We start from the raw sequence: 23,142 nt of genomic DNA on the forward strand, positions 1-23,142 counted from the left end.
CGAGGTTGGGCTATGCTCGTTTACGGTAACAAACTCTACAGGGAGCAAAACGTGGTAGATATCGTTGACAAGGCCCTTCGCATGGGCGAAGGCCGTCAGATCAAGAAGCTCGAAGGCGTGGCGAAGGCGGTGAACGCCCTCGAGGACGAGATTTCCGCCCTCAGCGACGAGGAGCTCAAGGGCCAGACGGCCAAGTTCAAGCAGCAGCTGGACAACGGCAAGAAGCTCGACGACATCATGCCCGAGGCGTTCGCCACCGTGCGCGAGGTGTCCAAGCGCACGCTCGGCCAGCGTCACTTCGACGTGCAGCTCATGGGCGGCGCCGCGCTTCACTGGGGCAACATCGCCGAAATGAAGACCGGCGAAGGCAAGACCCTGGTCGCCACCCTGCCGAGCTACCTCAACGCGCTCGAGGGCAAGGGCGTGCACGTCGTCACCGTCAACGACTACCTGGCAAGCTACCAGAGCGAGCTCATGGGCCGCATCTACCGCTTCCTCGGCATGTCGGTCGGCTGCATCATCACCGACCAGAAGCCGCCGGAGCGCCGCAAGCAGTACAACGCAGACATCACGTACGGCACCAACAACGAGTTCGGCTTCGACTACCTGCGTGACAACATGGCATGGGAGAAGAGCGAGCTCGTCCAGCGCGGCCACCACTTCGCCATCGTCGACGAGGTCGACTCCATCCTCATCGACGAGGCGCGTACGCCTCTGATCATCTCCGGTCCGGCCGAAGGCGACGTAACCCGCTGGTACCGCCAGTTCGCGCGCCTCGTGCCGAAGCTGACCCGCGACGAGGACTACGAGGTCGACGAGAAGAAGAAGGTCGTCGGCATCCTCGACCCGGGCATCACCAAGGTCGAGGACTTCCTCGGCATCGACAACCTGTACGAGCCGAACAACACCGCGCTCATCGGCTACCTGAACAACGCCATCAAGGCCAAGGAGCTGTTCCTGCGCGATCGCGACTACGTCGTGACCAACGGCGAGGTGCTCATCGTCGACGAACACACGGGCCGTATCCTGCCGGGCCGCCGCTACAACGAGGGCCTGCACCAGGCCATCGAGGCGAAGGAAGGCGTCGAGGTCAAGGCCGAGAACCAGACCTTCGCGACCATCACGCTGCAGAACTACTTCCGCATGTACGACAAGCTCGCCGGCATGACCGGTACGGCCGAAACCGAGGCCGCCGAGTTCATGGGCACGTACAAGCTCGGCGTGCTGCCGATCCCGACCAACAGGCCGATGATCCGCGTCGACCAGGACGACCTGATCTTCCGTACCAAGAAGGAGAAGCTGGCGGCCATCGTCAAGGACGTCGCCAAGCGCCATCACAAGGGCCAGCCGGTGCTGCTCGGCACCGCGTCCGTCGAATCCTCCGAGATCGTCTCCACGCTGCTCGACGTGGCGAAGATCCCGCATCAGGTGCTCAACGCGAAGCAGCACGAGAAGGAAGCGGCCGTCGTGGCCGTCGCCGGTCGCAAGGGCGCCGTCACCGTTGCCACCAACATGGCCGGCCGTGGTACCGACATCATGCTCGGCGGCAACGTCGAGTTCCTCGCCGACGCCAAGCTCAAGTCCGAAGGCTATTCGCCGGAGGACACGCCGGACGAGTACGAGAAGCGCTGGCCGGGCACCCTCGCCGAAATCAAGGAGCAGGTCAAGGACGAGCACGAGGAAGTCAAGAAGCTTGGCGGCCTGTACGTGCTCGGCACCGAACGCCATGAGTCCCGCCGTATCGATAACCAGCTGCGCGGCCGTTCCGGCCGTCAGGGAGACCCGGGCGAGTCCCGCTTCTACCTGTCGCTGGAAGATGACCTGATGCGCCTGTTCAACACGCAGCTCGTCGCCCGCGTCATGGCCAAGGGCATGCCGGAGGGTGAGCCGATCGAGTCCAAGAGCGTCTCCAAGGGCGTGCGCACCGCGCAGAAGGCCGTGGAATCCCGCAACTTTGAGATCCGCAAGAACGTCCTCAAGTACGACGACGTGATGAACAAGCAGCGCACCGTCATCTACTCCGAGCGCCAGGCCGTGCTGCAGGGCGAGGACATCCACGAGGATATCGAGCGCTTCTTCGCCGACACCGTCGAAAGCTACATCAAGGGTGCTAACAACGGCTCCGAAAAGCCGAAGGACTGGGACTGGGACGGCCTGTTCAAGGCCCTGCGCACCGTGTTCCCGATCGAATTCGACGTGGAGGCCGCCAAGGACGCCGCCGGCAAGGCTAAGGGCGAGAAGGCCGTCGAGGCTGTGCGCGATCAGATCGTCGAGACGATCAAGGCCGAGTACGCCAAGTTCGAGGAGAAGGTCGGCTCTGAGGGTCTGCGCCAGCTCGAACGCCGCGTCGTGCTCGCCGTGCTCGACCGCAAGTGGCGCGAGCACCTGTACGAGATGGACTACCTCAAGGACGGCATCGGCCTGCGCGGCATGGGCCAGCGCGATCCGCTGGTCGAATACCAGCGCGAAGGCTACCAGATGTACAACTCCATGATCGAAGCCATCAAGGAGGAAAGCGTCCAGCTGCTCTTCCATGTGGACGTCGAGCAGGTCGCTCGCACCGAGGATGTTTCGACTGAATCCGACGAGGACCAGGCCGTCGATCAGGCCGAAGCCGCGCTTGGCATTGACAACGCCGAAACCGAAGGCGAGGCCGCCGACGAGGCGTCGTCCGTCATGTCCGAGCCGAGCGAGGACGAGAACAACGAGGTCGACGAAGAGCAGGCCGCCGCCATAGCCGAGGCCGCGAAGGAATCCGAGGCCGGCGAGGCGTCCGCTCCGGTCGTGGTCGGCCCCGCGCCGATCAGCCACGCCGAAGGCAAGGTGCCTGCCAGCAAGCGTCCGAAGAGCGAAGAGCTCAAGACGCCGTGGGCGGACGGCCGCACCTTCCCGGGCACGCCGAAGAACGCGCAGTGCCCGTGCGGTTCGGGCCGCAAGTACAAGATGTGCCATGGCCAGAATGAGCAGTGACGCACGAGTCCTATACGGGTCTCGTTGATCGGGCCCCGTTCCCTCGTGACTCATGACGAAAGGCTCCCCTCAGGGGAGCCTTTTCTTGTCTGGAACGGAAGCCGAACGGCATTTTGCTATATGGAAGATCATGTTCGCCGAAACGGCGGGCCATTACAATAAGCGGCGACAACACACACAGCGGCGCGAGGCGCCAAGGAGGCATCATGGCAGAGATCACATGGAAGTCGATTCTCACCAAGCTGGTCGGGGGAGACCATCTGAGTGCGGAGGAATCGGAGTGGTTCGTCGACGACCTGATGCAGGGCAACGCCAATCCGGCCGCCGTCGGCGCGGCTCTGGCCATGCAGCAGCAGCTCGGTCTGACTGCCGACGAGGTGTCAGGCGCCGCCAAGGCGATGGTCGCCCATGCCGTGCCGCTCAAGGTGTCCGGTGAGACCACCGACATCGTCGGCACCGGTGGTGACGGTTTCGCCACGGTGAACCTGTCCACCATGGGCTCGGTCGCCGCGGCCGCGGCCGGCGTGAAGATCGTCAAGCACGGCAATCGTGCCGCATCGTCCAAGTGCGGCGCCGCCGACGTGCTTGAGGCGCTCGGCCTGCCGCTGGGACTGTCGCCTGAAGCCGTGGGCGAGGTCGGCGACGAGGTCGGTATCACGTTCGCGTTCGCGCGCACGTTCCACCCGGCCATGCGCTTCGTCGGCCCGATCCGCGCCGCACTCGGCATTCCGTGCGTGTTCAACGTGCTCGGTCCGCTGACCAACCCGGCCAAGCCCGCGCACGTCGCCATCGGCTGCGCGAACCGTCGCATGAGCCCGATCATGGCCGCCGTTTACGCGGCCAACGGACAGTCAGGCATGGTGTACACCTCGCACGAGGGCATGGACGAACTGGCTCCCACCGGCCCGGTGTCCGTGTGGGAGATCCGCGACGGCAAGGTCACGGAAACCGAATTCGACCCGACCGTCGAACTCGGACTGGCGAAGATCGACGTCGCGGACCTTAAGGGCGGCGAACCGGAGGTCAACGCCGCGGCGTTCCGCGACTTCGTGGTCGGCAAGGACATTCCGGCGCGCGCCACCGCGCTGCTCAACGCCGCGTCCGCGATCGTGGCCGACGGCCATCTGGTCGGCGACGGCACGCTGGGGGAGCGGTTCAAGGAAGCGTATGCGCTGGCCGAGCGTACCGTCGACTCCGGCAAGGCGCAGGCGCTGCTCGACCGGTGGATCGCCACCGCCAAGAGCAAGGCGTGAGCCGATTGGCATATCCGTTGCTCCGATCGCGCCGGCGAATGCGCGCGAAACGGGCTTGAGATCTTGAGATAAAGGAACGCCGGTTGGATCCTCCCATCGTTGGGATGATTCAACCGGCGTTCCTGCGTTTATACGCGCGCCCCGTCGTCGGTATAGCCGTTGCGCGTCTGCGTGTGCCCCTTGTGCTGCACGATGAGACCGGCGGCGCCAATGACGGCGCATGCGCCGAACACCGTGCCCAGCAGCGCCGCCAGCGCTGGCATGAACACGCTGGCGATCACGCCGGCCACGCCGGCCACGAGCAGAATCCAGAACACGAGCTTGGCGGGCTTGATCGGTCCGATCTCGGGGTTCGGCGGCGTGAAGTCGTCGCCGTAGCGGTCCATCACGTCGTCCGTGTCCAGCCAGCTGGAACTGGTGTTGTCTCTCGGACCGCGCACGCGCCGGTTCAACGGCCTGATATCGTCGGTGAACACGCCGTTGTCCAGATCATTGACCGACAGCAGCGCCTCCTTCTCCTTGCGCTGGGCATGGCGTTCGAATCGCTTCGCGTTGCGCGATTGCTCAACGTCCTTGAGATCGTCCGCGTGCGCCTCGGCAAACGCGGCCCACGCGCTATCCAGATCATCGCCGTTATTCGGCGTGGGGTTTGGGCGTTCGTCGCCGCCGTTGCTATTGTTGAGGTCAGTCATACGCACTACTGTAATCAGCGGCAAAGCCAACCGTCGGAAAGGAGCGCCGCCATGCTCTACTGGTTCTTCGTCAAGGTGTTCGGTCCGATTGCCCGCCATCGGCTCGGGCCGAGCGTGACCGGCCGCGAGAACATTCCGCGGCACGGCGGCGCGATCATCGCGGCGAACCATCTGGCCGTCATCGACGACGCGCTCATTCCGATCACCTGCCCGCGCATGGTGCATTTCATGGGCAAGGCGGAATACTTCGAAGGCAAGGGCATCAAGGGCAAGTTCAAGAAGTGGTGGTTCACGTCCGTGGGCGTGTTTCCGGTGGACCGTTCTGGCGGTTCCAAGTCGCTCGGCGCGCTCGAGCACGCGCGTGAAATCATCGAGGCCGGGCACCTGTTCGGCATTCACATCGAGGGCACGCGCAGCCCGGACGGCAAGCTGTACAAGGGGCATACGGGCGCGGCTCGACTCGCGTTCGAGACCGGATGCCCGATCGTGCCGACCGCGATCATCGGTTCTCGAGAACTGCAGGAACCCGGCACGGTGATTCCGGCCAAGGGCAAGACGCAGGTGATCTACGGCAAACCGATCCCGGTGGCGAAGAAACTTGACGTGACGCACGACGAGCTGCGCGAGCTCACCGACCGCGTGACGCGCGAGATCCAGGCCATGAGCGGCCAGGAATACGTCGACGAGTACGCGCAGAAGGTCAAGGCGCGGCTCAAGGAGCAGGCCGAAGCCGAGCAGACAGGGGATGCCTCCGCCGAACGGTGATTCGTCCGTCCGGGGCTGCCGTTGGATGATTGCCTGATGCGTCGCATCCGGACGCGTCGAGGCTATATGGGCGCACGAACATGTACGAATAAGGGGCCGGACTTGGGAAACTCCCAGGTCCGGCCCCTTGCCGTTTGTTATCGCCCGAGCGGTTCCGTTAAAACCTGGAACGCAGGCGGGCGTCACACGATGGTGAGTGTGACGACTGTCTTGTTGCCGTCCTCGTCGCGCAGACGGGTTTCGCCACTGGCGCTCTGCTGCTGCACAAGACCGAGAATGTCAAGTCCCGACGTTTTCACCTCGAAGCCGAGCTCCTGCAGCGTCTTGGTCGCGGCGGACTTGGTCTTGCCGACCAGATTCGGGATTTTCGCCGTTTCGGGACCCTTGGAGATGACCACGTCGACCGAATCGCCCCAGTACAGTTCAGCTCCGGCCTGTTCGGACGCGGACACCACCGAACCGGACGGGATCTTGTCGTCGTATTGTTCGGTGACATTCGCGGTGACGTGAATCTCGTCGAGCGCTGCCGTCATCGCGTCCTTCGTCATGCCGACCACGTCCGGCATGGTCACCGGCATCAGGCCCTTCGACAGCACGACGGTGAGCTTCGCGTTGTGGTTCATCGTCGAGCCCGCCTGCACAGCCGCGCCCGACTCGTCGGTGAGACCGATCAGCGCGCCGGCCGGCAGCGACAAGTCGTACTGGTCGTTTGACTCGTCGTGCGCGACGTTCGTGAAACCGGCCTTCTTGAGCGCGTCCAGCACGTTCGTGCCGTCCGTCGTGTTCGCGTCGAAGATGTCGGATGGCACGGTGGCCTGCTTCACACCCTTCGACACGACGACCGACACCGTGCCGCCGGTGCGCTTGCTGACATGCGAGCCCACGACCGCCGGGGTCGCTTCGATCACGTCGCCCTTGGCGACGGTGTCGTCGTAGCGTTCGGTTGCCTGGTACGGGATTCCGGCGGTTTCCAGCGTCTTCTTGTACTTGGCCCAGTTCGCGCCGATAATACGGCACGACTGGCCCTCCTCGCATGCCACGTCGGTCGGTTGCGGGAGCTGCCAGTAGCTGCCCGCCCCGCGGTAGTACCACCATGCGTAGCCGCCGCCCGCGCCGCCGAGCACGGCGACGGCAGCCAACGCCGCCAGAACGGCGGCAAGCGTTTTCTTCGATTTGCGCTTCGCTCCGACCTTGAGCGGCGATTCGACCGCGTCGGGGACCATGGACAGCGCCTGCGTGGCCGCCGTGCCGATGGCCGTGGTGGGTGCGGTGCCGTCGGCCGGACGGTCGAACGCCGTGGTGGCGGCACCGGAGGTATCGGAAGCTGAACCGGCGTCGTCGGAACCGTTGCCGGACGAAACGTCCGCACCGGCGCCGTCATGCGCGCTGTCCGACGGTGGCAGCGGGGGAGCGGCGGATACCGCGCCGGCGCCTGCCGCTTCTCCGGCAGACGCCACGGGCACGGCCACCGTATCGTGATCCTCGGCGCTTTGCGGCATCCTGCGATACGTCCACGCGGCCATGTCGAGCTTGGGGCCCAGCGCGCGCAGCTCGTCGGCCGCGACCCCTGCGTCGGCGGGACGATCCTCGACCGCGCGCGCGGTCAGATGCGCGACGAACGCGGCGACTTTCGGATCGATGCCCGGGCAGGGCACGGTGATCGGCGGCACGTCCTCGTGCACGTGCTTGAACACGAGCGTGACCGGATTGTCGGACGTGAACGGCACCGTGCCGGCCAGCATTTCCCACGCCATGATGCCCACCGAATACAGGTCGCCCTGCGGCGTGGCCTGATTGCTTTCGATCATTTCGGGAGCCAGATACGCGGCCGTGCCGAGCAGCATGCCGGTCGACGACAGCGTGGCCTGCGACGCCGCCTTCGCCAGGCCGAAATCGGTGATCTGCACATGGCCGCGGTCGTTGAGCAGGATGTTCTCGGGCTTGATATCGCGATGCACGACGCCCGCCCGGTGCGCCGACGCCAGACCGTCAAGCGTCTCGCCGACGATGCGCAGCGTCTCGCGTACCGTGAACGTGCCCTCCTCGTTCATTTCGCGGCGCAGGTTCACGCCGTGCACGAATTCCATGACCAGATAGTCGAGCCCGTTCACCTCGCCCGTGTCGTACACCTGCACGATGTGCGGGTTCGCGATCGCGGCCGCCGATTTGGCCTCGCGGCGAAACCGTTCGACGAATTGCGCGCGGTGGGGGCCCTGGGCGAGCTGCGTGTGCATGATCTTGATGGCGACGGTGCGTTCGAGCCGTTCGTCCATGGCCTCGTACACGCTGGCCATGCCGCCATCGGCGATTTTGCGGATGATGCGGTATCGTCCCTCGATCATCGGCGTTTCGATTGCGTTCGCGGCTTCACTCATCTTGCGTGTCTGGTCCCTCGTCAAAATTCACGGAATCTCACAACAGTGTACATGCACGTCTACATACTGCGCCGGAACCACGCGGATTTACGCAAGAGGTACAAATCGCGCGCACGCCTCGACGAACGTGCGATCTTCGGGGGCGTCCGAACCGCAGCGTTCATCCATAGCGGCACGGGCCTCCTCCCACAACGAGGCGATGCGCTCGCGGGAACACGCCACCGCGCCGGTGGACTCGAACAGGCCGATGATGCGCCGCACCTGGTCCTCGTCGCGCGCGGGCGCCGAGAACGCGTTCACGAGTTCGCCGCGCTCTGTCGGAGAGGCCATGGCGATCGCGTCGGCAAGCAGCACGGTGCGCTTGCCCTCGCGAATGTCACCGCCGACGGGCTTGCCGGTGTGGCGGCTGGAACCGACCACGTCCAACAAATCGTCCGCCAGCTGGAACGCGAGACCGAGCGGACGTCCGATCGCCAGCGCCGCCCGCCGCGACTCATCCGGATCCCCGCCCGCGGCGAGCAGGGCAAGCTCGATTGGCGCGATCGTCGTATAACTGGCGGTTTTCCAACGGAACACGTTCAGCGACGCCGACGCAAGCGTGTCAGGGTCGTCCAGCGGGGCAAGCTCCACCGCCAAATCGAGTACCTGCCCGACCTCGACTTCCTTGTGCATGTTGAGAAACGCGGCGACGATGCCGTCCGACGAGGCGAGACGCCGCGACGCGTTGTCGGCGATGCCTACGCTGGCTGTGGCCAGCAGGTCGCCGAGCATGATGCCGAGCCCGCGTCCGATCGCATTGCTGTGCGTGGCCGTGGCGAGCGCGCGGTGCGCGGACGGCTTGCCGCGGCGCAGATCCGACTCGTCGATGATGTCGTCGTGCACGAGCGCGGCCGTCTGAAACACTTCGATGGCGCACGCCAGGTCGAGCATGCCCGCGCGCTCCTCGTCCGAAGCCCGTCCGTGCGTGGCCTGGTCGAATGCGGCGAGGGCGAGCCGGGCGCGCAGCCGCTTGCCGCCCTCGCTGGATGTGAGCGCCTGGTCCAGCACGTCGTCTAGCACGTCCGCGCACGCGTCGGCGACGCTGTCTCCCGCGCGCAGGGCCATGCTGTGACGGATCAGTTCGGCGATTCTCGGCTCGATGGAGGTCATTTCTGCAGCAACACTCATGCCACCAAGGTTATCCACATCGTTTCCTGAACACAAGATCGGCTCTATTCCAACAAAAACGACCTTTCGACCACAGGGGTCGAAAAACACGATGTGATTGCGCGAAATAGTGCATAGTGGTGTCACCCGTCGGCGACCGCAGGCGGAAGGGCTTGCGCGGGAACTGTTCCCGCGTCACTGGCAAAGGAGACGACATGACGACGCACGCATGGGAACGACGCGCGGCACGGTCCGGGGAACAGTCTCGGGAATGGGACGAGTCCGAATGCTGCGGACCGATCCGCGAAAGGGATCTTGAGACGCTTACCGCACGATTCAGGTCCGAGCGCCAGGAACACGGGCCGAGGACCGCCGACGCGGCTTGGCTGGACGGGCCGTTCGACGAATGGCTGCATCGGCTTGACGACGGCTGTGACGATGATGCCGGCGACGATGGCTGCTGCGGCGATTGCCGCGTCGACGGCGACCGTTTGGACGCCGGCGGTCGAGACTGCGACCGTTTCGCCGACTTCGACGATGACGATGATCTGCCCTGTCCGCCGCTGCGACGCGACAGCGTTGCGGCGCTTGCCGTGGCCATGCGCGAAACGCTGCCGGCGCGCGACGCGCTGATTATGTCAATGATCGCGGGCGTCGAATGCGACCATGCGTCGATGATGCAGCTTGCCGCCGATCCTCACGCGGACCGGACCAGGCTGCGGCTCGCGACGATGCTGACACGGTCTCTCGGCGATGAGCATATGCCGGACGAGCGCCGGTGCGCCGCCGGTATGACGATGCTCGCGCAGATCGCCGACGCGGTGCCGCGACGCTGGCGCGCACAGCCGTGCGCCGCGATGGCCTACGTATTATGGTGGCTGGACGACGACCGTGCGGCGCTGTACGCGGTCGAATGCCTTGCCTACGACGAGGAATGCACGCTGGGAGGCGTCGTGCTGTCGCTGCTGGAACGCGGCGCGCAACCGTCGTGGCACCGGTGACTGGCGTTCCTCCGACGGCGTGGTCCGGGAATAATCGTCCTTGCAAGGTGGTTTACTCCAATAGTTGACGATTTGCCCTTGCCAGAAGTGTGTCTTATATGGTATAGGATGCAGCGGGCAGGATCATGCAGGAGGATGGACTTGGCCAAAAAGGATGCGACGGCGGTTCAGGACAACGTCGAGGAGGAACAGACGACGTCCCGCAAGAAGACTGCCGCTACGGCGAAGAAGAAGTCTTCGACGAGGAGTGCCTCGGCGAAGAAGGCGGCATCCGACACCAAACGCGAGGAGACCGCAAAGGAGGACTCCGCCAAGGAGAACGATTCCGCGGTCGACGATGCGCTCGAGGACGACGACGATCAGGACATGGACGCCGACGATCTCGACGATCTGGAGGACGACATCGACGACGAGGACGACTCGGACGACGATGACGATCTCGACGACGAGGACGACGGCGATCTGGACGACGATTCGGCGGACGATGACGACGATGAGGACTCCAAGCCCAAGGAGATCGAAACCCCGAAGGAAAAGGGCGCGTTCGTCGTACGCGACGACGATGACGACGACAACCTGACCCCGTCGGGCAATCCGAAGCGCCGCGTCATCGCCGCCGGAGCCACCGCCGACCCGGTCAAGGACTACCTGAAGCAGATCGGCCGCGTGAGCCTGCTGAACGCCGAACAGGAGGTCGACCTGTCGGAACGCATCGAGGCCGGCCTGTACGCGCAGCACCTGCTCGACACCGAGTCCGACAAGATGGACTTCAAGCGCAAGCGCGAACTCAAATGGGCGGCGAACGACGGCAAGAAGGCCAAGGACCACCTGCTCGAGGCCAACCTGCGACTCGTTGTCTCGCTCGCCAAGCGCTACACCGGCCGCGGCATGCTGTTCCTCGACCTGATCCAGGAAGGCAACCTCGGCCTGATCCGCGCCGTTGAAAAGTTCGACTGGAAGAAGGGCTTCAAGTTCTCCACGTACGCCACGTGGTGGATCCGCCAGGCCATCACCCGAGCCATGGCCGATCAGGCGCGCACGATCCGCGTGCCCGTGCACATGGTCGAAGTGATCAACAAGCTTTCCCGCGTGCAGCGCCAGATGCTACAGGACCTCGGCCGCGAGCCCACGCCCGACGAGTTGGCGCGCGAACTCGACATGCCGGTCGAGAAAGTGCAGGAAGTGCAGAAGTACGGCCGCGAGCCGATTTCGCTGCACACTCCGCTCGGCGAGGACGGCGACTCCGAGTTTGGCGATCTGATCGAGGACACCGACGCCATCGCACCGTCCGACGCGGTCGCATTCTCGCTGCTGCAGGAGCAGTTCAAGCAGGTGCTTGAGACGCTCTCACCGCGCGAGGCCGGCGTGATCAAGATGCGCTACGGTCTCGAGGACGGCCAGCCGAAGACCCTCGACGACATCGGCCGCGTCTACGGCGTGACCCGTGAACGCATCCGTCAGATCGAATCGAAGACCATGTCGAAGCTGCGTCACCCTTCGCGCTCGCAGACCCTGCGCGACTTCCTGGATCAATAATCCATTTTCGTGCTCCCCGCAAGGGAGCACGTTTTTGTCTTACCCGGACTTGAATCACGGACTTGAATAAGGAGAACCATGCCCGAATCCTACGGTGCTGACAGTCTTACCGTGCTCGAAGGCCTTGACGCGGTGCGTAAGCGCCCCGGCATGTACATCGGCACGACCGACAGCCAGGGCCTCATGCACTGCCTGTGGGAGATCATCGACAATTCCGTGGACGAGGCTCTCGCCGGCGCATGCGACCACATCACCGTCACCCTGCATACGGACGGCTCGGTTGAAGTCGCCGACAACGGCCGCGGCATCCCCGTCGACGTCGAGCCGAAAACCAAGCTCACCGGTGTCGAGGTCGTGCTCACCAAACTGCACGCCGGCGCCAAATTCGGCAACGCGTCGTACAACGCGGCCGGCGGCCTGCACGGCGTCGGCTCGTCCGTCGTCAACGCGCTGAGCTCGCGTCTCGACGTCGAAGTCGACCGCGACGGCAAAACGCACCACATGGCGTTCCACCAGGGCCATCCGGGCGTGTATTCGGACGCCGACCCCGCGCATCCGTCCCCGGACTCGCCGTTCAAGCGCACGCGCAAGAACAAGCCGACCGAACTCGAAATCATCGGCAAGGTCAGCCCCAAAACCACCGGCACGCGCATCCGCTACTGGGCCGACCCCGAAATTTTCAACGACACCGCGCGGTTCAGCTACGAGCAGCTCATCGACCGCGTGCGCCAGACCAGCTTCCTTGTGCCGGGCCTGAAGATCACCGTCGTCGACGAGCACATTCCCGAAACCGGCGACGAGAGCGTCGACGAACTGCGCGAAGTCGACGACGCTGCAGCTGGCACGACTCCCGACATCAACGACGAAAATGGCACGTCGCCGCTCGACGGATTCGACGAGATCGGCGGTGGACGTGACGAGCGCGACGACACGCAGTCCGGTGAATCGACGGCGGTCGCGATCGCCAAGGCCGACGCGGCCGGCCACACGCACCGGCGCGTCGAGGAATTCTGCCACACCGGCGGCGTCAGGGACTTCGTCGACTTCCTGTCGAACGGCGAACCCGTCTCCGACATTTGGCGCATCAGCGGCAAGGACACGTACGTCGAGGAAACGCAGGCCGTCGGCGAGAACGGCGAACTGCACGCGCAGAAGGTCACCCGCGACTGCGGCGTCGACATCGCCATGCGATGGGTGAACGGCTACGACACGGTGATCCGCAGCTTCGTCAACGTGGTCGAAACGCCCGGCGGCGGCATGCACGTCGACGGGTTCCTGCTGAGCCTGACCAAGCAGATCCGCAAAACCGTCGAGGACAACGCGCGCAAACTCAAGGTCAACCTCAAGGACCCCGCGCAGAAGATCGAACGCGACGACATCATGGCCGGACTCGTGGCCGTCGTCACCGTGCGCATCGCCGAACCGCAGTTCCAAGGCCAGACCAAGGACGTGCTCGGCACCGCGCAGGTCAAGCCGATCGTCACCCGCATGACCGACCGGCAGTTCGGCGAGATGATCACCGGTTCCAAGCGCGGCTACAAGGAGCAGTCCGGCCGCGTGCTCGACAAGATTGTTGGCGAAATGCACGCGCGCATTCAGGCACGCAAGACCAAGGAGGTCACGCGCCGCAAGAACGCGCTCGAATCCGCGTCCATGCCGCCGAAGCTGTCCGACTGCCAGCCGGGCAACGACGACGTGGCCGAACTGTTCATCGTCGAGGGCGACTCCGCGCTCGGCACCGCCAAGGCCGCGCGCAACTCCGCGTTCCAGGCGCTCCTGCCGATCCGCGGCAAGATCCTCAACGTGCAGAAGGCATCCCTCGCGCAAATGCTGTCCAACAAGGAATGCGCGGCGATCATCCAGGTAGTCGGCGCGGGTTCCGGCCAGAGCTTCGACATCGACCAGGCGCGGTACAACAAGGTCATCATGATGACCGATGCCGACGTCGACGGCGCGCACATCCGTATCCTGCTGCTCACGCTCTTCTACCGCTACATGCGCCCGCTCATCGAACACGGGCACGTGTACGCGGCCGTCCCGCCGCTGCATCGCATCGCGCTCGCCGGCTCGCACAAGGGCGAATACATCTACACGTACTCCGACGACGAACTGGCCGGCAAACTCGCCGACCTTGACCGGCGCAAGATCTCGTACAATCCCGACATCCAGCGCTACAAGGGTCTGGGCGAAATGGACGCTGACCAGCTCGCGGACACCACCATGGACCCGCGCACGCGCATGCTGCGCCGCATCCGCATGGAGGACGCCGCCCAGGCCGCGGGCATCTTCAGCCTGCTCATGGGCGACGACGTGCCGCCGCGCAAGCAGTTCATCGTCGACAACGCCGACGACTTCGACCGTTCCAAGATTGACACCTGATCGGCCTGATCGTCGAGTGTCATTTCGAGCGAGGCGAAGCCGAGTCAAGAAATTGTATACGATGCATGTGGCAGAGGGAAGAGATTTCTCCATTCTCTTCGCTCGGTCGAAATGACGGATAGATGATGGGGTCGGCTTCCGGGCGCAATGCCGGGAGCCGACCCCATTTTTTGCCATCACTGATGTTCGCGGCAGGTCTGGCCGAGCCGGCGCGACAGGGCGATCGGATCGAGCAGTGCGTCGAGCTCGTCGGCCGGCAGATCGGTGCGCTCGCCGGCCACCTCGCGTACGGACCGGCCGCTGACCGCCGCCTCCTTGGCGATGTCGGCCGCGTGCTCGTAGCCGATCGCGTCGTTGAGCGTCGCCGCGATCGACGGCGAGTATGCGGCGTACCGGCGGCCCACTTCGGCGTTGATCGTGATCCCGTCCACGCAGCGCTCGCGGAACATCGCCATCGCGCGCGTCAGCAGGTCGATGCCGCCGAGCAGCGCGTGGATCATCACCGGATCGAACGCGTTGAGCTGCAGCTGGCCTTCGGACGCTGCCCACGTGACCGTCGTGTCCATGCCGAACACCATGAAGCAGCACTGATCCACGCATTCGGGGATCACCGGGTTCACCTTACCGGGCATGATGCTGCTGCCGGCCTGACGCGCGGGCACGTTGAGATCGTTGAACCCGTCGTGCGGGCCGGAGTTGAGCAGACGCAGGTCGTCGGCCGCCTTCTTGAGATGAATCGCGAGATTCTTGACGGTCTGCGAGACGGCGATGTACGCGCTCATGTCGGTCATCGCGGCCACTGGATCGGGAGCGGCCGTGATCGGCAGGCCGGTGATGCGCGCCAAGTGTTCGGTGGCGGTCTTGCGGAAGCGCAGGTCGGCGCAGATGCCGGTGCCGATGGCCGTCGCGCCCAGATTGAGCGACATGAGCCGCGGCACGACGCGCTCCAGTTCGGCGAGATCGGTTTTCAGGAAGCTGGCGAACGCGTGGAACTCCTGCCCGTAGGTCATCGGCACGGCGTCCTGCAGTTGCGTGCGTCCGATCGTTACGTCGTTGATGTGCCGGTCGGCCAGATCGTGGAACGCGCGCGCGAGTTTCCTGGTCTCTTCGGCGAGCGGGTTGAGCGCGTCGATGAGCGCGAGCTTACACGCGGCCGGATACGTGTCGTTGGTGGACTGGCTGTGGTTGACAGTGTCGTTCGGGTGGATGACCGCATAGTCGCCGCGCTGGCGGCCGATGATTTCGAGTGCGCGGTTGGCGATGACCTCGTTCATGTTCATGTTGGTGGACGTGCCGGCGCCTCCCTGCAGCACGTCGACGGGGAACTGGTCGGCAAGCTTGCCGCCTTCGATCTCCAGGCATGCGGCGACGATGGCGCGCGCCTTGTCCTCGTCGATCAGACCGAGTTCCGCGTTGGCCTCGGCGCAGGCGCGCTTGACGGTCGCGTAGGCCCTGATCAGCTGCGGATGGGCCGAGTCGGGGATATTGGAGACGGTGAAGTTGCCGATGGCGCGCTGCGTGTGGATGCCCCAATAGACGTTTGCGGGGACGGCTAGCTCGCCGATGCAGTCGTGCTCGAGTCGTGTGGGCTGCGGATTTCGGTCGGTTGCCTGTGTGGTCATCGTGCGCTCTCCTTGCGTTCGGGATTGTCTGTCACCATCATGGCCGGTTTGCCGGCGACATGCCATATTCCGCCGTGCGCGAAGGACCGGCGGGAGATCGGCTGCGTGACCGTCTGCGGCGTCGACGACACACCCGTTGATTACCGGAAGGTATTTATCGGGCACATCCGCTATCGTATGTACGAACGTACAAGTAGTGCGGCGCTGCGTTGCGCGTCATGGGCGCCGGTGCAATGCCGCCGCGGCCGCAAGGGCCGTCGCCATCGCACAAAAGGAGAGAAAGGCCGTGGCCAATCTGCTGCTCGCCGTGATCTACATCGCCTTTATTAGCCTCGGTCTGCCCGACGCGCTGCTCGGCGCCGCATGGCCCACCATGAGCCAGGATCTGGGCGCGCCCGTCTCATGGGCGGGCGGCATTTCCATGACGATCTCCGCCGGCACCATCGTCTCCGCGCTGCTCAGCGACCGTATGACGCTGCGCTTCGGCGCAGGCCGCGTCACCGCCGTATCGGTCGGCATGACCGCCGCCGCGCTGCTCGGCTTCTCCATTGCGCCGAACTACTGGGCGCTCATCGGCATGGCCATCCCGTACGGCCTCGGCGCGGGCGGCGTGGATGCGGCGCTCAACAACTACGTTGCCATCCACTACGAAAGCCGGCATATGAGCTGGCTGCATTGCATGTGGGGCGTCGGCACGCTCGTCGGCCCGTACGTCATGGGCTATGCGCTATCCAACGGCCAAGGCTGGCCGTGGGGGTACCGGTACATCGGCTTCCTGCAGATCGCGCTCACTGCCATGCTCGTGCTCAGCCTGCCGTTGTGGAAGTCGCGCAAAACGACCGTCGGTGATGTCGCGGAAGGATCGGACGTCGTCTCTGCGGGTGCCGTGACGGCGGCCGAACCGCGCAAGCCGTTGGGCGTCAAGGGTGTGCTCGCCATCCGCGGCGCCAAAGAGATCCTCGTGATGTTCCTGTGCTACTGCGCCATCGAACAGACCGCCATGCTGTGGGGTAGCAGCTACATGGTGCTCGCCGACGGCGTCGACAAGGTGACCGCCGCCAGCCGTATCGCCGTCCTCTACTTCGGCATCACCATCGGTCGCGCGCTGAGCGGATTCCTCACCATGCGGTTCAGCGATCCGGCAATGATTCGCATGGGTCAGGCGCTCATCCTCGTCGGCATTGTTATCATGCTGATCCCACTGCCGAACCATCTCGGCGTCTACGCCGGACTTGCGGTGCTCGGCCTCGGCTGTGCCCCCGTCTACCCGTGCATCATCCACTCGACGCCCACCTACTTCGGCGAGGAGAACTCGCAGGCCATCGTCGGCGTGCAGATGGCCTGCGCATACGTCGGCACCATGCTCATGCCGCCGCTGTTCGGCCTCATCGCCCAATATGTGACCATCCGCCTGTTTCCGCTCTACCTGTTCGTCTTCCTCGCGCTCATGGTCGCCATGCACGAATCGTTGCGCAGGAAGCGCGGCTGAGCTGACGGTGATGAGGAGAGTGAAGACCCATAGGCGATAGTGCCGTGTGTTGCGACGTCCGCGGCGACGGGCATAATCGAACGTATGTACGAATGTTTGGATCTGTTTTCGGAGCCCACCAAGGCATGGTTCAAACATGCGTTCAAGGAACCGACCGATGCGCAGCAAGAGGCATGGCCGGCCATCCGATCCGGCAAGAACGTGCTGGTTATCGCGCCCACCGGCTCGGGCAAGACGCTGTCCGCATTCCTTTCGGCGATCGACCGGCTGATGGGGGAGCGGGCCGCGCGTTCCGCGTCCGAAGGGGGTTCGGCGACGGCGGACGGCACGGCATCGCCGGACGCACAACCGGCCGCACGGCCCGACGCGTCGGGGAACGGTAGGCGTCGGCGTGGGCGGCAGGGACGAACCGCGGCCAAAGGCGTCACCGTACTGTACGTCTCGCCATTGAAGGCGCTCGCCGTCGATGTGGCCAAGAACCTGCAGGCGCCACTCGACGGCATCACCGCCCAATGCGAGGCGATGGGCCTACATGCGCCGAATATCCGCGTGGCGACCCGCAGCGGCGACACCACGCCGCAGGAACGGCGGGCCATCGTCTCCCGCCCGCCGGACATTCTCGTCACCACGCCGGAATCCCTGTACCTGCTGCTTACCTCCAAGGCACGGCGCATCCTCACCACCGTCGACACGGTGATCGAGGACGAGGTGCACGCGCTCGCCGGCACCAAACGCGGCGCGCACCTCGCGCTCAGCCTCGAACGGCTCGACCTGCTGACGATGAAGCCAGCTCAGCGCATCGGACTGTCGGCCACGGTGAACCCGCCCGAGGAAGCCGCCCGATTCCTCGGCGGCGTGCAACCGGTGACCGTCGTCAACCCGGGGGAGCGGCCCGCAATGGACCTGCGCGTGGTCGAGCCGCTGGCCAACATGCGTGACCTGCAATCCGCCAATGTTCCCGCCCGCGCAGGCGGCGCGGAAGCGCAACGCGCAACGGCACCACACATCTCCGGTGTCACGCCGGCCATGCGGCGTCTGGCCGAGCATCGCGGCATCACTGGCGCGGCGATGGGTGGCGGAGCTGCGTCGCCGACAACCGGACGGCCCACCGGGCAGGATTCGGTCGCCCTGGCGGGAACAGCAGGGGATCGAACCTCCGGCTCCATCTGGCCGGTGGTCGAACGCAGCATTCTTGACGAAATCCTCGCGCACCGCACCACGCTCGTGTTTGTCAATTCGCGTGGCTTGGCGGAAAAGCTTACCGCGCGGCTCAACGACCTGTACGCCGACATGCGCGGTACCGGGCATGAGATCGCCTCGCCGGAGGGCCGCGAGGGATTCGCCCGTCATTACGACGCGGTGGTCGGTTCGACCACCATGCTCGTGCAGTCTCATGACGCCGACGATGTGATCGCAATGGCGCACCATGGCTCTGTGTCCAAGGACCGGCGTAAGCAGATCGAGGAACAGCTCAAACGAGGCCAATTGCGCTGCGTGGTAGCCACGAGCAGCCTCGAACTCGGCATCGACATGGGATCGGTTGATCTGGTCATCCAAGTCTCACCGCCATTGTCGGTCGCATCGGGCCTACAGCGCGTGGGCCGCGCCGATCACCGCGTCGGCGGCGTTTCGCACGCGCTCTTCTACCCGCTGACCCGCGAGCAGATCGTCGGCGTCGCGGCCAGCATCGAAAGCATGACCGCCGGCGACCTCGAACCGTTGTCCGTACCCCGTAATCCGCTCGACATCCTCGCCCAACAGACTGTCGCCGCCGCTGCGATGGACGATCTCAAACCGGACGACTGGTACGCGACCGTATGCAAGGCCGCCCCGTTCGCCGGCCTCGGCCGCGACATGTTCGACGCGGTCATGGGCATGATGACCGGCGCCTACAACACCGAGGAATTCTCCGCATTCCGCCCGCCGCTCATGTGGAATCACGACGACGACATCATCGCCGCACGTCCCGGCGCGCAGCGGCTCGCCGTCACCAGCGGCGGCACCATCCCCGACCGTGGACTCTACACGGTCGTCCTGCCCGAGGCCGACGCCGGCAAGGGGCCGCGACGCGTCGGCGAATTGGATGAGGAAATGGTCTACGAATCCCGCGTCGGCGACGTGATCACCCTCGGCACCTCCACATGGCAGATCCAGGAGATCACCCGCGACCGCGTCATCGTCACGCCCGCACCGGGTCGCACCGCGCGCCTGCCGTTCTGGCACGGAGAGGAAAGCGGGCGCGACTACGGCTTCGGCAAGGCGAAAGGCCGGTTCCTGCGCGAAGTCGCCGGCGGATTGCAGTTATCCGAACCAGTTGCCCGCGTGCCGGGCGGGTTGACCCTTGACGAAGCGGGAACTCCTGACCGAGGCCCCCGTTTCGACGCGTCCATCGAGCGGCGATTGCACGGCGACGGGCTCGACGACAACGCCGTCGATAATCTCGCACGGCTGCTCGCCGAGCAGCACGCCTCAACCGGCACCGTGCCGAGCGACCGCACCATCGTTATCGAACGCTGTCCGGACGAGGAGGGGGATTGGCGCGTCATCATCCATTCCCCGTTCGGCAGGCGCGTGCACGAGCCGTGGGCGATGGCGATCACCACCCGCCTCAAGCAGCGCTACGGCTTCGACGGGCAGGCGTACGCGGCCGATGACGGCATCGTCTTGCGCCTTCCCGAAGGCGAAGGCACCATTCCGATCCGGGAACTCGTGACGTTCGACCCCGACGACCTGCAACGCATCGTCGAAACGCAGGTGGGGGAGAGCGTGCTGTTCGCAGCCCGGTTCCGCGAATGTGCGGCGCGATCCCTGTTCCTGCCGCGCACCGAACCCGGCAAACGCGTGCCCCTGTGGCAGCAGCGACTGCGCGCCGCGCAACTGCTCAACGCCGCCCGGTTGAAGCGCAACTTCCCGCTGCTTTTGGAAACCGCGCGCGAATGCCTGCAGGACGTGTACGATCTGCCCGCGCTCAGGGAGATCATGACCGGCGTCAACGCAGGCACCATCACCCTGCGAGAGACGGATACGCAGACGCCGTCGCCGTTCGCCGAAAACCTGCTGTTCGGCTTCGTCGGCTCCGTCATGTACCAATACGACGTGCCGCAGGCCGAACGCAGCGCGCAACTGCTGTCCATGGACCCGGACGTGCTGGAACGGCTGCTCGGCACGACGGACCTGTCCGCCGTGCTCGACCCGGACGTGATCGCCGAAGTCGAAGGACAGCTCGCCGAACGCACGTTCTGGAACGAACTCGCCGCCGACGATATCGACGGCCGCGTCACCAGATACGCCAAAACCCACGGGCCGTTCACCGCCGACCGACTCATCGACGACCTGCACATCGACGCGGCGGAAGCCGTACACGCGCTCGACCGGCTCCAATCCCAAGGCGAACTGCTGAACGGCGCATTCCTGCAAGGCGTCACCGCAAGACAATGGTTGCACAAGGACGTGTTTCGCCGCATCCGATCCCGGTCCCTCGCCAAGGCGCGCGCCGCGATCAAGCCAGTCTCCCAAGACGCCTATCAGGCGTTCCTGCTCGACCGACAGGGCGTCGGGCCGGTCGGCGGCGAACGATATCACGGCGAAGACGGTCTGATGCGCGTCATCGAACAGCTTGAAGGCATCGCGCTGCCGCTCGCCGTGTGGGAGAACAGCGTGTTCCCCGCGCGGGTGGGCGATTATGCACCATCCATGCTCGACGAGCTCGTCGCGGACGGAGAAGTGACGTGGATCGGCTCCAAAACCGGAGACACCAAAGCCGACGAACCGGGAACGGTTGCCTTCCATCCATCCGATTCGGTGATGATGCCCGTCATCGACGACGCTGAACACTCAACGAGCGTCGCCACGGCGTCTGCATCATCTGCCACGGCCGCTGAACAGGCCGATGAAGCCGAAGAGGATGCGCTCACCATTCCCGACGCCATGCTGTCGGTGCTCTCATCCGGTGGCGCCTACCGAGCCGATCAGCTGGCCGCAATGACCAACCGGCTCTGGCAGGAGGAATCCACGGATGTGGACCCGCAAACCGGCGAGATCCTGCCCCGCGCATGGTCGGACAGCCAGTTTGAGGAAGCATTGTGGTCACTCGTCTGGCAGGGGAAGGTCACCAACAGTTCCCTGACTCCGGTTCGGGCACTTGCCGCCGGGACCCGCAAAGTGCGTGCGCCGGCACGCGCGTCGCGTCGGCGCGTACGCGTGCAGGTCGGCGTTCCGGCACGCATGGGCGGACTGTGGTCGCTGGTCGGCAACGGCATGGCGACGCCTGAACCGGCAGCACCCGGCCAATGGACGATGCCGAGGGGCGCCGCGGGAAACACCGTTTCGGGAGAAGAATCGACGGAGGTGGCCTCGGCAACAGGTTTCGGCCGGCAAGCGGAGACCGGTTCCTCCGGCGAGACCATATCGCCCGAACAGCGTGCCATCGCGTTAACGGAGGCATTGCTGGACCGGTACGGCGTGATCGCACAGCCTCTGGTGGACCAGGAAGGAATACCCGGCGGGTTTTCCGCACTGTATCCCGTGCTCAAGCGCATGGAGGAAACCGGGACGCTGGTGCGCGGCATGTTCGTGCGCGGTTTCGGCGCCGCACAATTCGCCGACAAAGATACCGTGAACGCACTGCGCGACGCAGAACATGGGCACAGCCAATCCAACGTGGCGCTTGACGCCACCGACCCGGCGAACCTGACCGGTTCGGCCATCGCATGGCCGGTCATCCCCTCCGCAATCCGGCAACCGGCCCCGAAGACGGAACGAATCGCCGTGGATGCTGGGAATAGCGCTACCGCCCATGAGCAGGGAGCAACAGCCACAACGATCCGCCGAACAGGAACTGCGGGCAAGCCGGCACGCCGCTCCGGAACCATCGTCGTGCTCGGCCAAGGCAGACCGGTGCTCTATGCGGCACCCCGCACGCACCGGATCCTCGCCTTCGACCGGACCGAAACCATACTGCGCCCCGCATGCGCCGAACTGGCATTCACCCTGCGACGCACGCTCGACAACGGCAGCCGCATCGGCAACGCCGGCGGCATCACCTTCGCCGAATTCAACGGCGCACCACTCATCCGCGGCGGCGACGCCGTCCGCATCCTGCACGCCGCCGGCTTCACCCCCTGCCCCCAAGGCATGAAGCTCTACAGGTGAAACCATCAACTGCCATGCACCGGCATCAGCCCGATGGAAGCACGGAATGATACGGGGGATGGAAGTCCGGGGACTTCCATCCCCCGCAAGACGGATCGGCCGGCACTGGCCTTAGCCGACGAACGCGATCGGCGCCGCCAGATCGACGCCGGAACCGTCGCGGCGCATGTCCGGGTCGGGCAGCGCCACTGGAGCGCCGGATTCGGTGGAAGCGTGCGGCGGCCATGCACCCACCCACGCGAGAATCAGCGTGTTCTGCCCCTTGAGGAAACGCTGCGAACGCACGCCGCCCGTGCCACGGCCCTTGGTCGGATACAGTTCGAACGGCGTCACCTTCGCGCAACCGTTCTCCGTGCCCGGCAGCGCGTCCTTGTCGCCGGCCACCGTGAGCACCACGGCGCCCGAAGCGTTCGACAGATCAATGCCATCACCGTTCTCGCCGTCGCCCTCGTCACCTCCGGTCCACGCGATGCGTCCCGCCGGCACCACGTTGAACGACATCACCGCGCAGCCTTCCGCCAAACGGATGCCGGCCATGCCGCCGGCGGTACGGCCCTGCGGGCGCACGTTGGACGCCTCGAACGTGAGCAGCGACGAATCGGACGAGACGAACACGAGTCGATCATCGTCGGCCGCGTCGGCCGCGAACAGCACTTCGTCGCCGTCCTTCAGATCAATCACGTTCCATGAATCCATCGTGGTCGGAGACTCGCGGTTCCAACGCTTGACCACGCCGCCGCGCGTGCCGATCGCCAGCGGGGCG

At 65.2% G+C, this 23,142-nt stretch carries 13 protein-coding genes; 8 read left to right on the top strand and 5 right to left on the bottom strand.

The window, feature by feature from the left end:
- The first annotated feature begins 51 nt into the window (after nucleotides 1-51).
- Together secA and trpD are read left to right on the top strand one after the other, a co-directional pair.
- Nucleotides 52-2,970: a preprotein translocase subunit SecA gene (secA, locus tag BBIA_RS11710; RefSeq protein WP_033492148.1), complete on the top strand. Its 2,919-nt coding sequence runs from the start codon at nucleotides 52-54 to the stop codon at nucleotides 2,968-2,970.
- Between the two features lie 206 nt (nucleotides 2,971-3,176).
- On the top strand, nucleotides 3,177-4,223 hold the full coding sequence (gene trpD, locus BBIA_RS11715; protein ID WP_033492044.1) for an anthranilate phosphoribosyltransferase: 1,047 nt from the start codon (nucleotides 3,177-3,179) through the stop codon (nucleotides 4,221-4,223).
- A 128-nt stretch (nucleotides 4,224-4,351) separates the two neighbouring features.
- On the opposite strand, the gene BBIA_RS11720 is transcribed toward trpD, so the two are convergent.
- Complete coding sequence (locus BBIA_RS11720; RefSeq protein ID WP_033492045.1) at nucleotides 4,352-4,915, bottom strand: hypothetical protein; 564 nt, start codon at nucleotides 4,913-4,915, stop codon at nucleotides 4,352-4,354.
- A 51-nt stretch (nucleotides 4,916-4,966) separates the two neighbouring features.
- Here BBIA_RS11720 and BBIA_RS11725 point away from each other — a divergent pair, with 51 nt between their 5' ends.
- Complete coding sequence (locus BBIA_RS11725; RefSeq protein ID WP_033492047.1) at nucleotides 4,967-5,680, top strand: lysophospholipid acyltransferase family protein; 714 nt, start codon at nucleotides 4,967-4,969, stop codon at nucleotides 5,678-5,680.
- Nucleotides 5,681-5,862: 182 nt separating this feature from the next.
- Here BBIA_RS11725 and BBIA_RS11730 read toward each other — a convergent pair whose 3' ends face one another.
- The gene (locus BBIA_RS11730; protein WP_033492048.1) at nucleotides 5,863-8,055 is read right to left on the bottom strand and encodes a protein kinase domain-containing protein; all 2,193 of its coding nucleotides are present in this window, start codon (nucleotides 8,053-8,055) and stop codon (nucleotides 5,863-5,865) included.
- Between the two features lie 87 nt (nucleotides 8,056-8,142).
- Nucleotides 8,143-9,222 carry a polyprenyl synthetase family protein gene (locus tag BBIA_RS11735; protein ID WP_033492049.1) on the bottom strand — a complete coding sequence of 360 codons (1,080 nt, stop codon included), beginning with the start codon at nucleotides 9,220-9,222 and terminating at the stop codon, nucleotides 8,143-8,145.
- Between the two features lie 194 nt (nucleotides 9,223-9,416).
- Here BBIA_RS11735 and BBIA_RS13545 point away from each other — a divergent pair, with 194 nt between their 5' ends.
- From BBIA_RS13545 to BBIA_RS11750, 3 genes are all read left to right on the top strand, one after another.
- Complete coding sequence (locus tag BBIA_RS13545; protein WP_051924033.1) at nucleotides 9,417-10,202, top strand: hypothetical protein; 786 nt, start codon at nucleotides 9,417-9,419, stop codon at nucleotides 10,200-10,202.
- Nucleotides 10,203-10,343: 141 nt separating this feature from the next.
- On the top strand, nucleotides 10,344-11,738 hold the full coding sequence (locus BBIA_RS11745; protein WP_033492151.1) for an RNA polymerase sigma factor: 1,395 nt from the start codon (nucleotides 10,344-10,346) through the stop codon (nucleotides 11,736-11,738).
- Between the two features lie 78 nt (nucleotides 11,739-11,816).
- A complete protein-coding gene (locus BBIA_RS11750; RefSeq protein WP_033492050.1) occupies nucleotides 11,817-14,117 on the top strand; it encodes a DNA gyrase/topoisomerase IV subunit B in 2,301 nt (766 codons plus the stop codon).
- Between the two features lie 176 nt (nucleotides 14,118-14,293).
- Here the strand turns inward: BBIA_RS11750 and BBIA_RS11755 are convergent, their stop codons facing one another.
- Complete coding sequence (locus BBIA_RS11755) at nucleotides 14,294-15,739, bottom strand: aspartate ammonia-lyase (protein WP_051924034.1); 1,446 nt, start codon at nucleotides 15,737-15,739, stop codon at nucleotides 14,294-14,296.
- Between the two features lie 286 nt (nucleotides 15,740-16,025).
- Here BBIA_RS11755 and BBIA_RS11760 point away from each other — a divergent pair, with 286 nt between their 5' ends.
- Nucleotides 16,026-17,228, top strand: a complete 1,203-nt coding sequence (locus tag BBIA_RS11760) for an MFS transporter (RefSeq protein WP_033492052.1) — start codon at nucleotides 16,026-16,028, stop codon at nucleotides 17,226-17,228.
- Nucleotides 17,229-17,312: 84 nt separating this feature from the next.
- On the top strand, nucleotides 17,313-22,379 hold the full coding sequence (locus tag BBIA_RS11765; RefSeq protein ID WP_033492053.1) for an Lhr family helicase: 5,067 nt from the start codon (nucleotides 17,313-17,315) through the stop codon (nucleotides 22,377-22,379).
- Between the two features lie 111 nt (nucleotides 22,380-22,490).
- Here the strand turns inward: BBIA_RS11765 and BBIA_RS11770 are convergent.
- A partial coding sequence (locus BBIA_RS11770) for a DNA gyrase C-terminal beta-propeller domain-containing protein (RefSeq protein WP_035138439.1) occupies nucleotides 22,491-23,142 on the bottom strand: 652 nt, incomplete at its 5' end.

This window comes from Bifidobacterium biavatii DSM 23969 (assembly GCF_000741165.1).
Classification (GTDB): Bacteria; Actinomycetota; Actinomycetes; order Actinomycetales; family Bifidobacteriaceae; genus Bifidobacterium; species Bifidobacterium biavatii.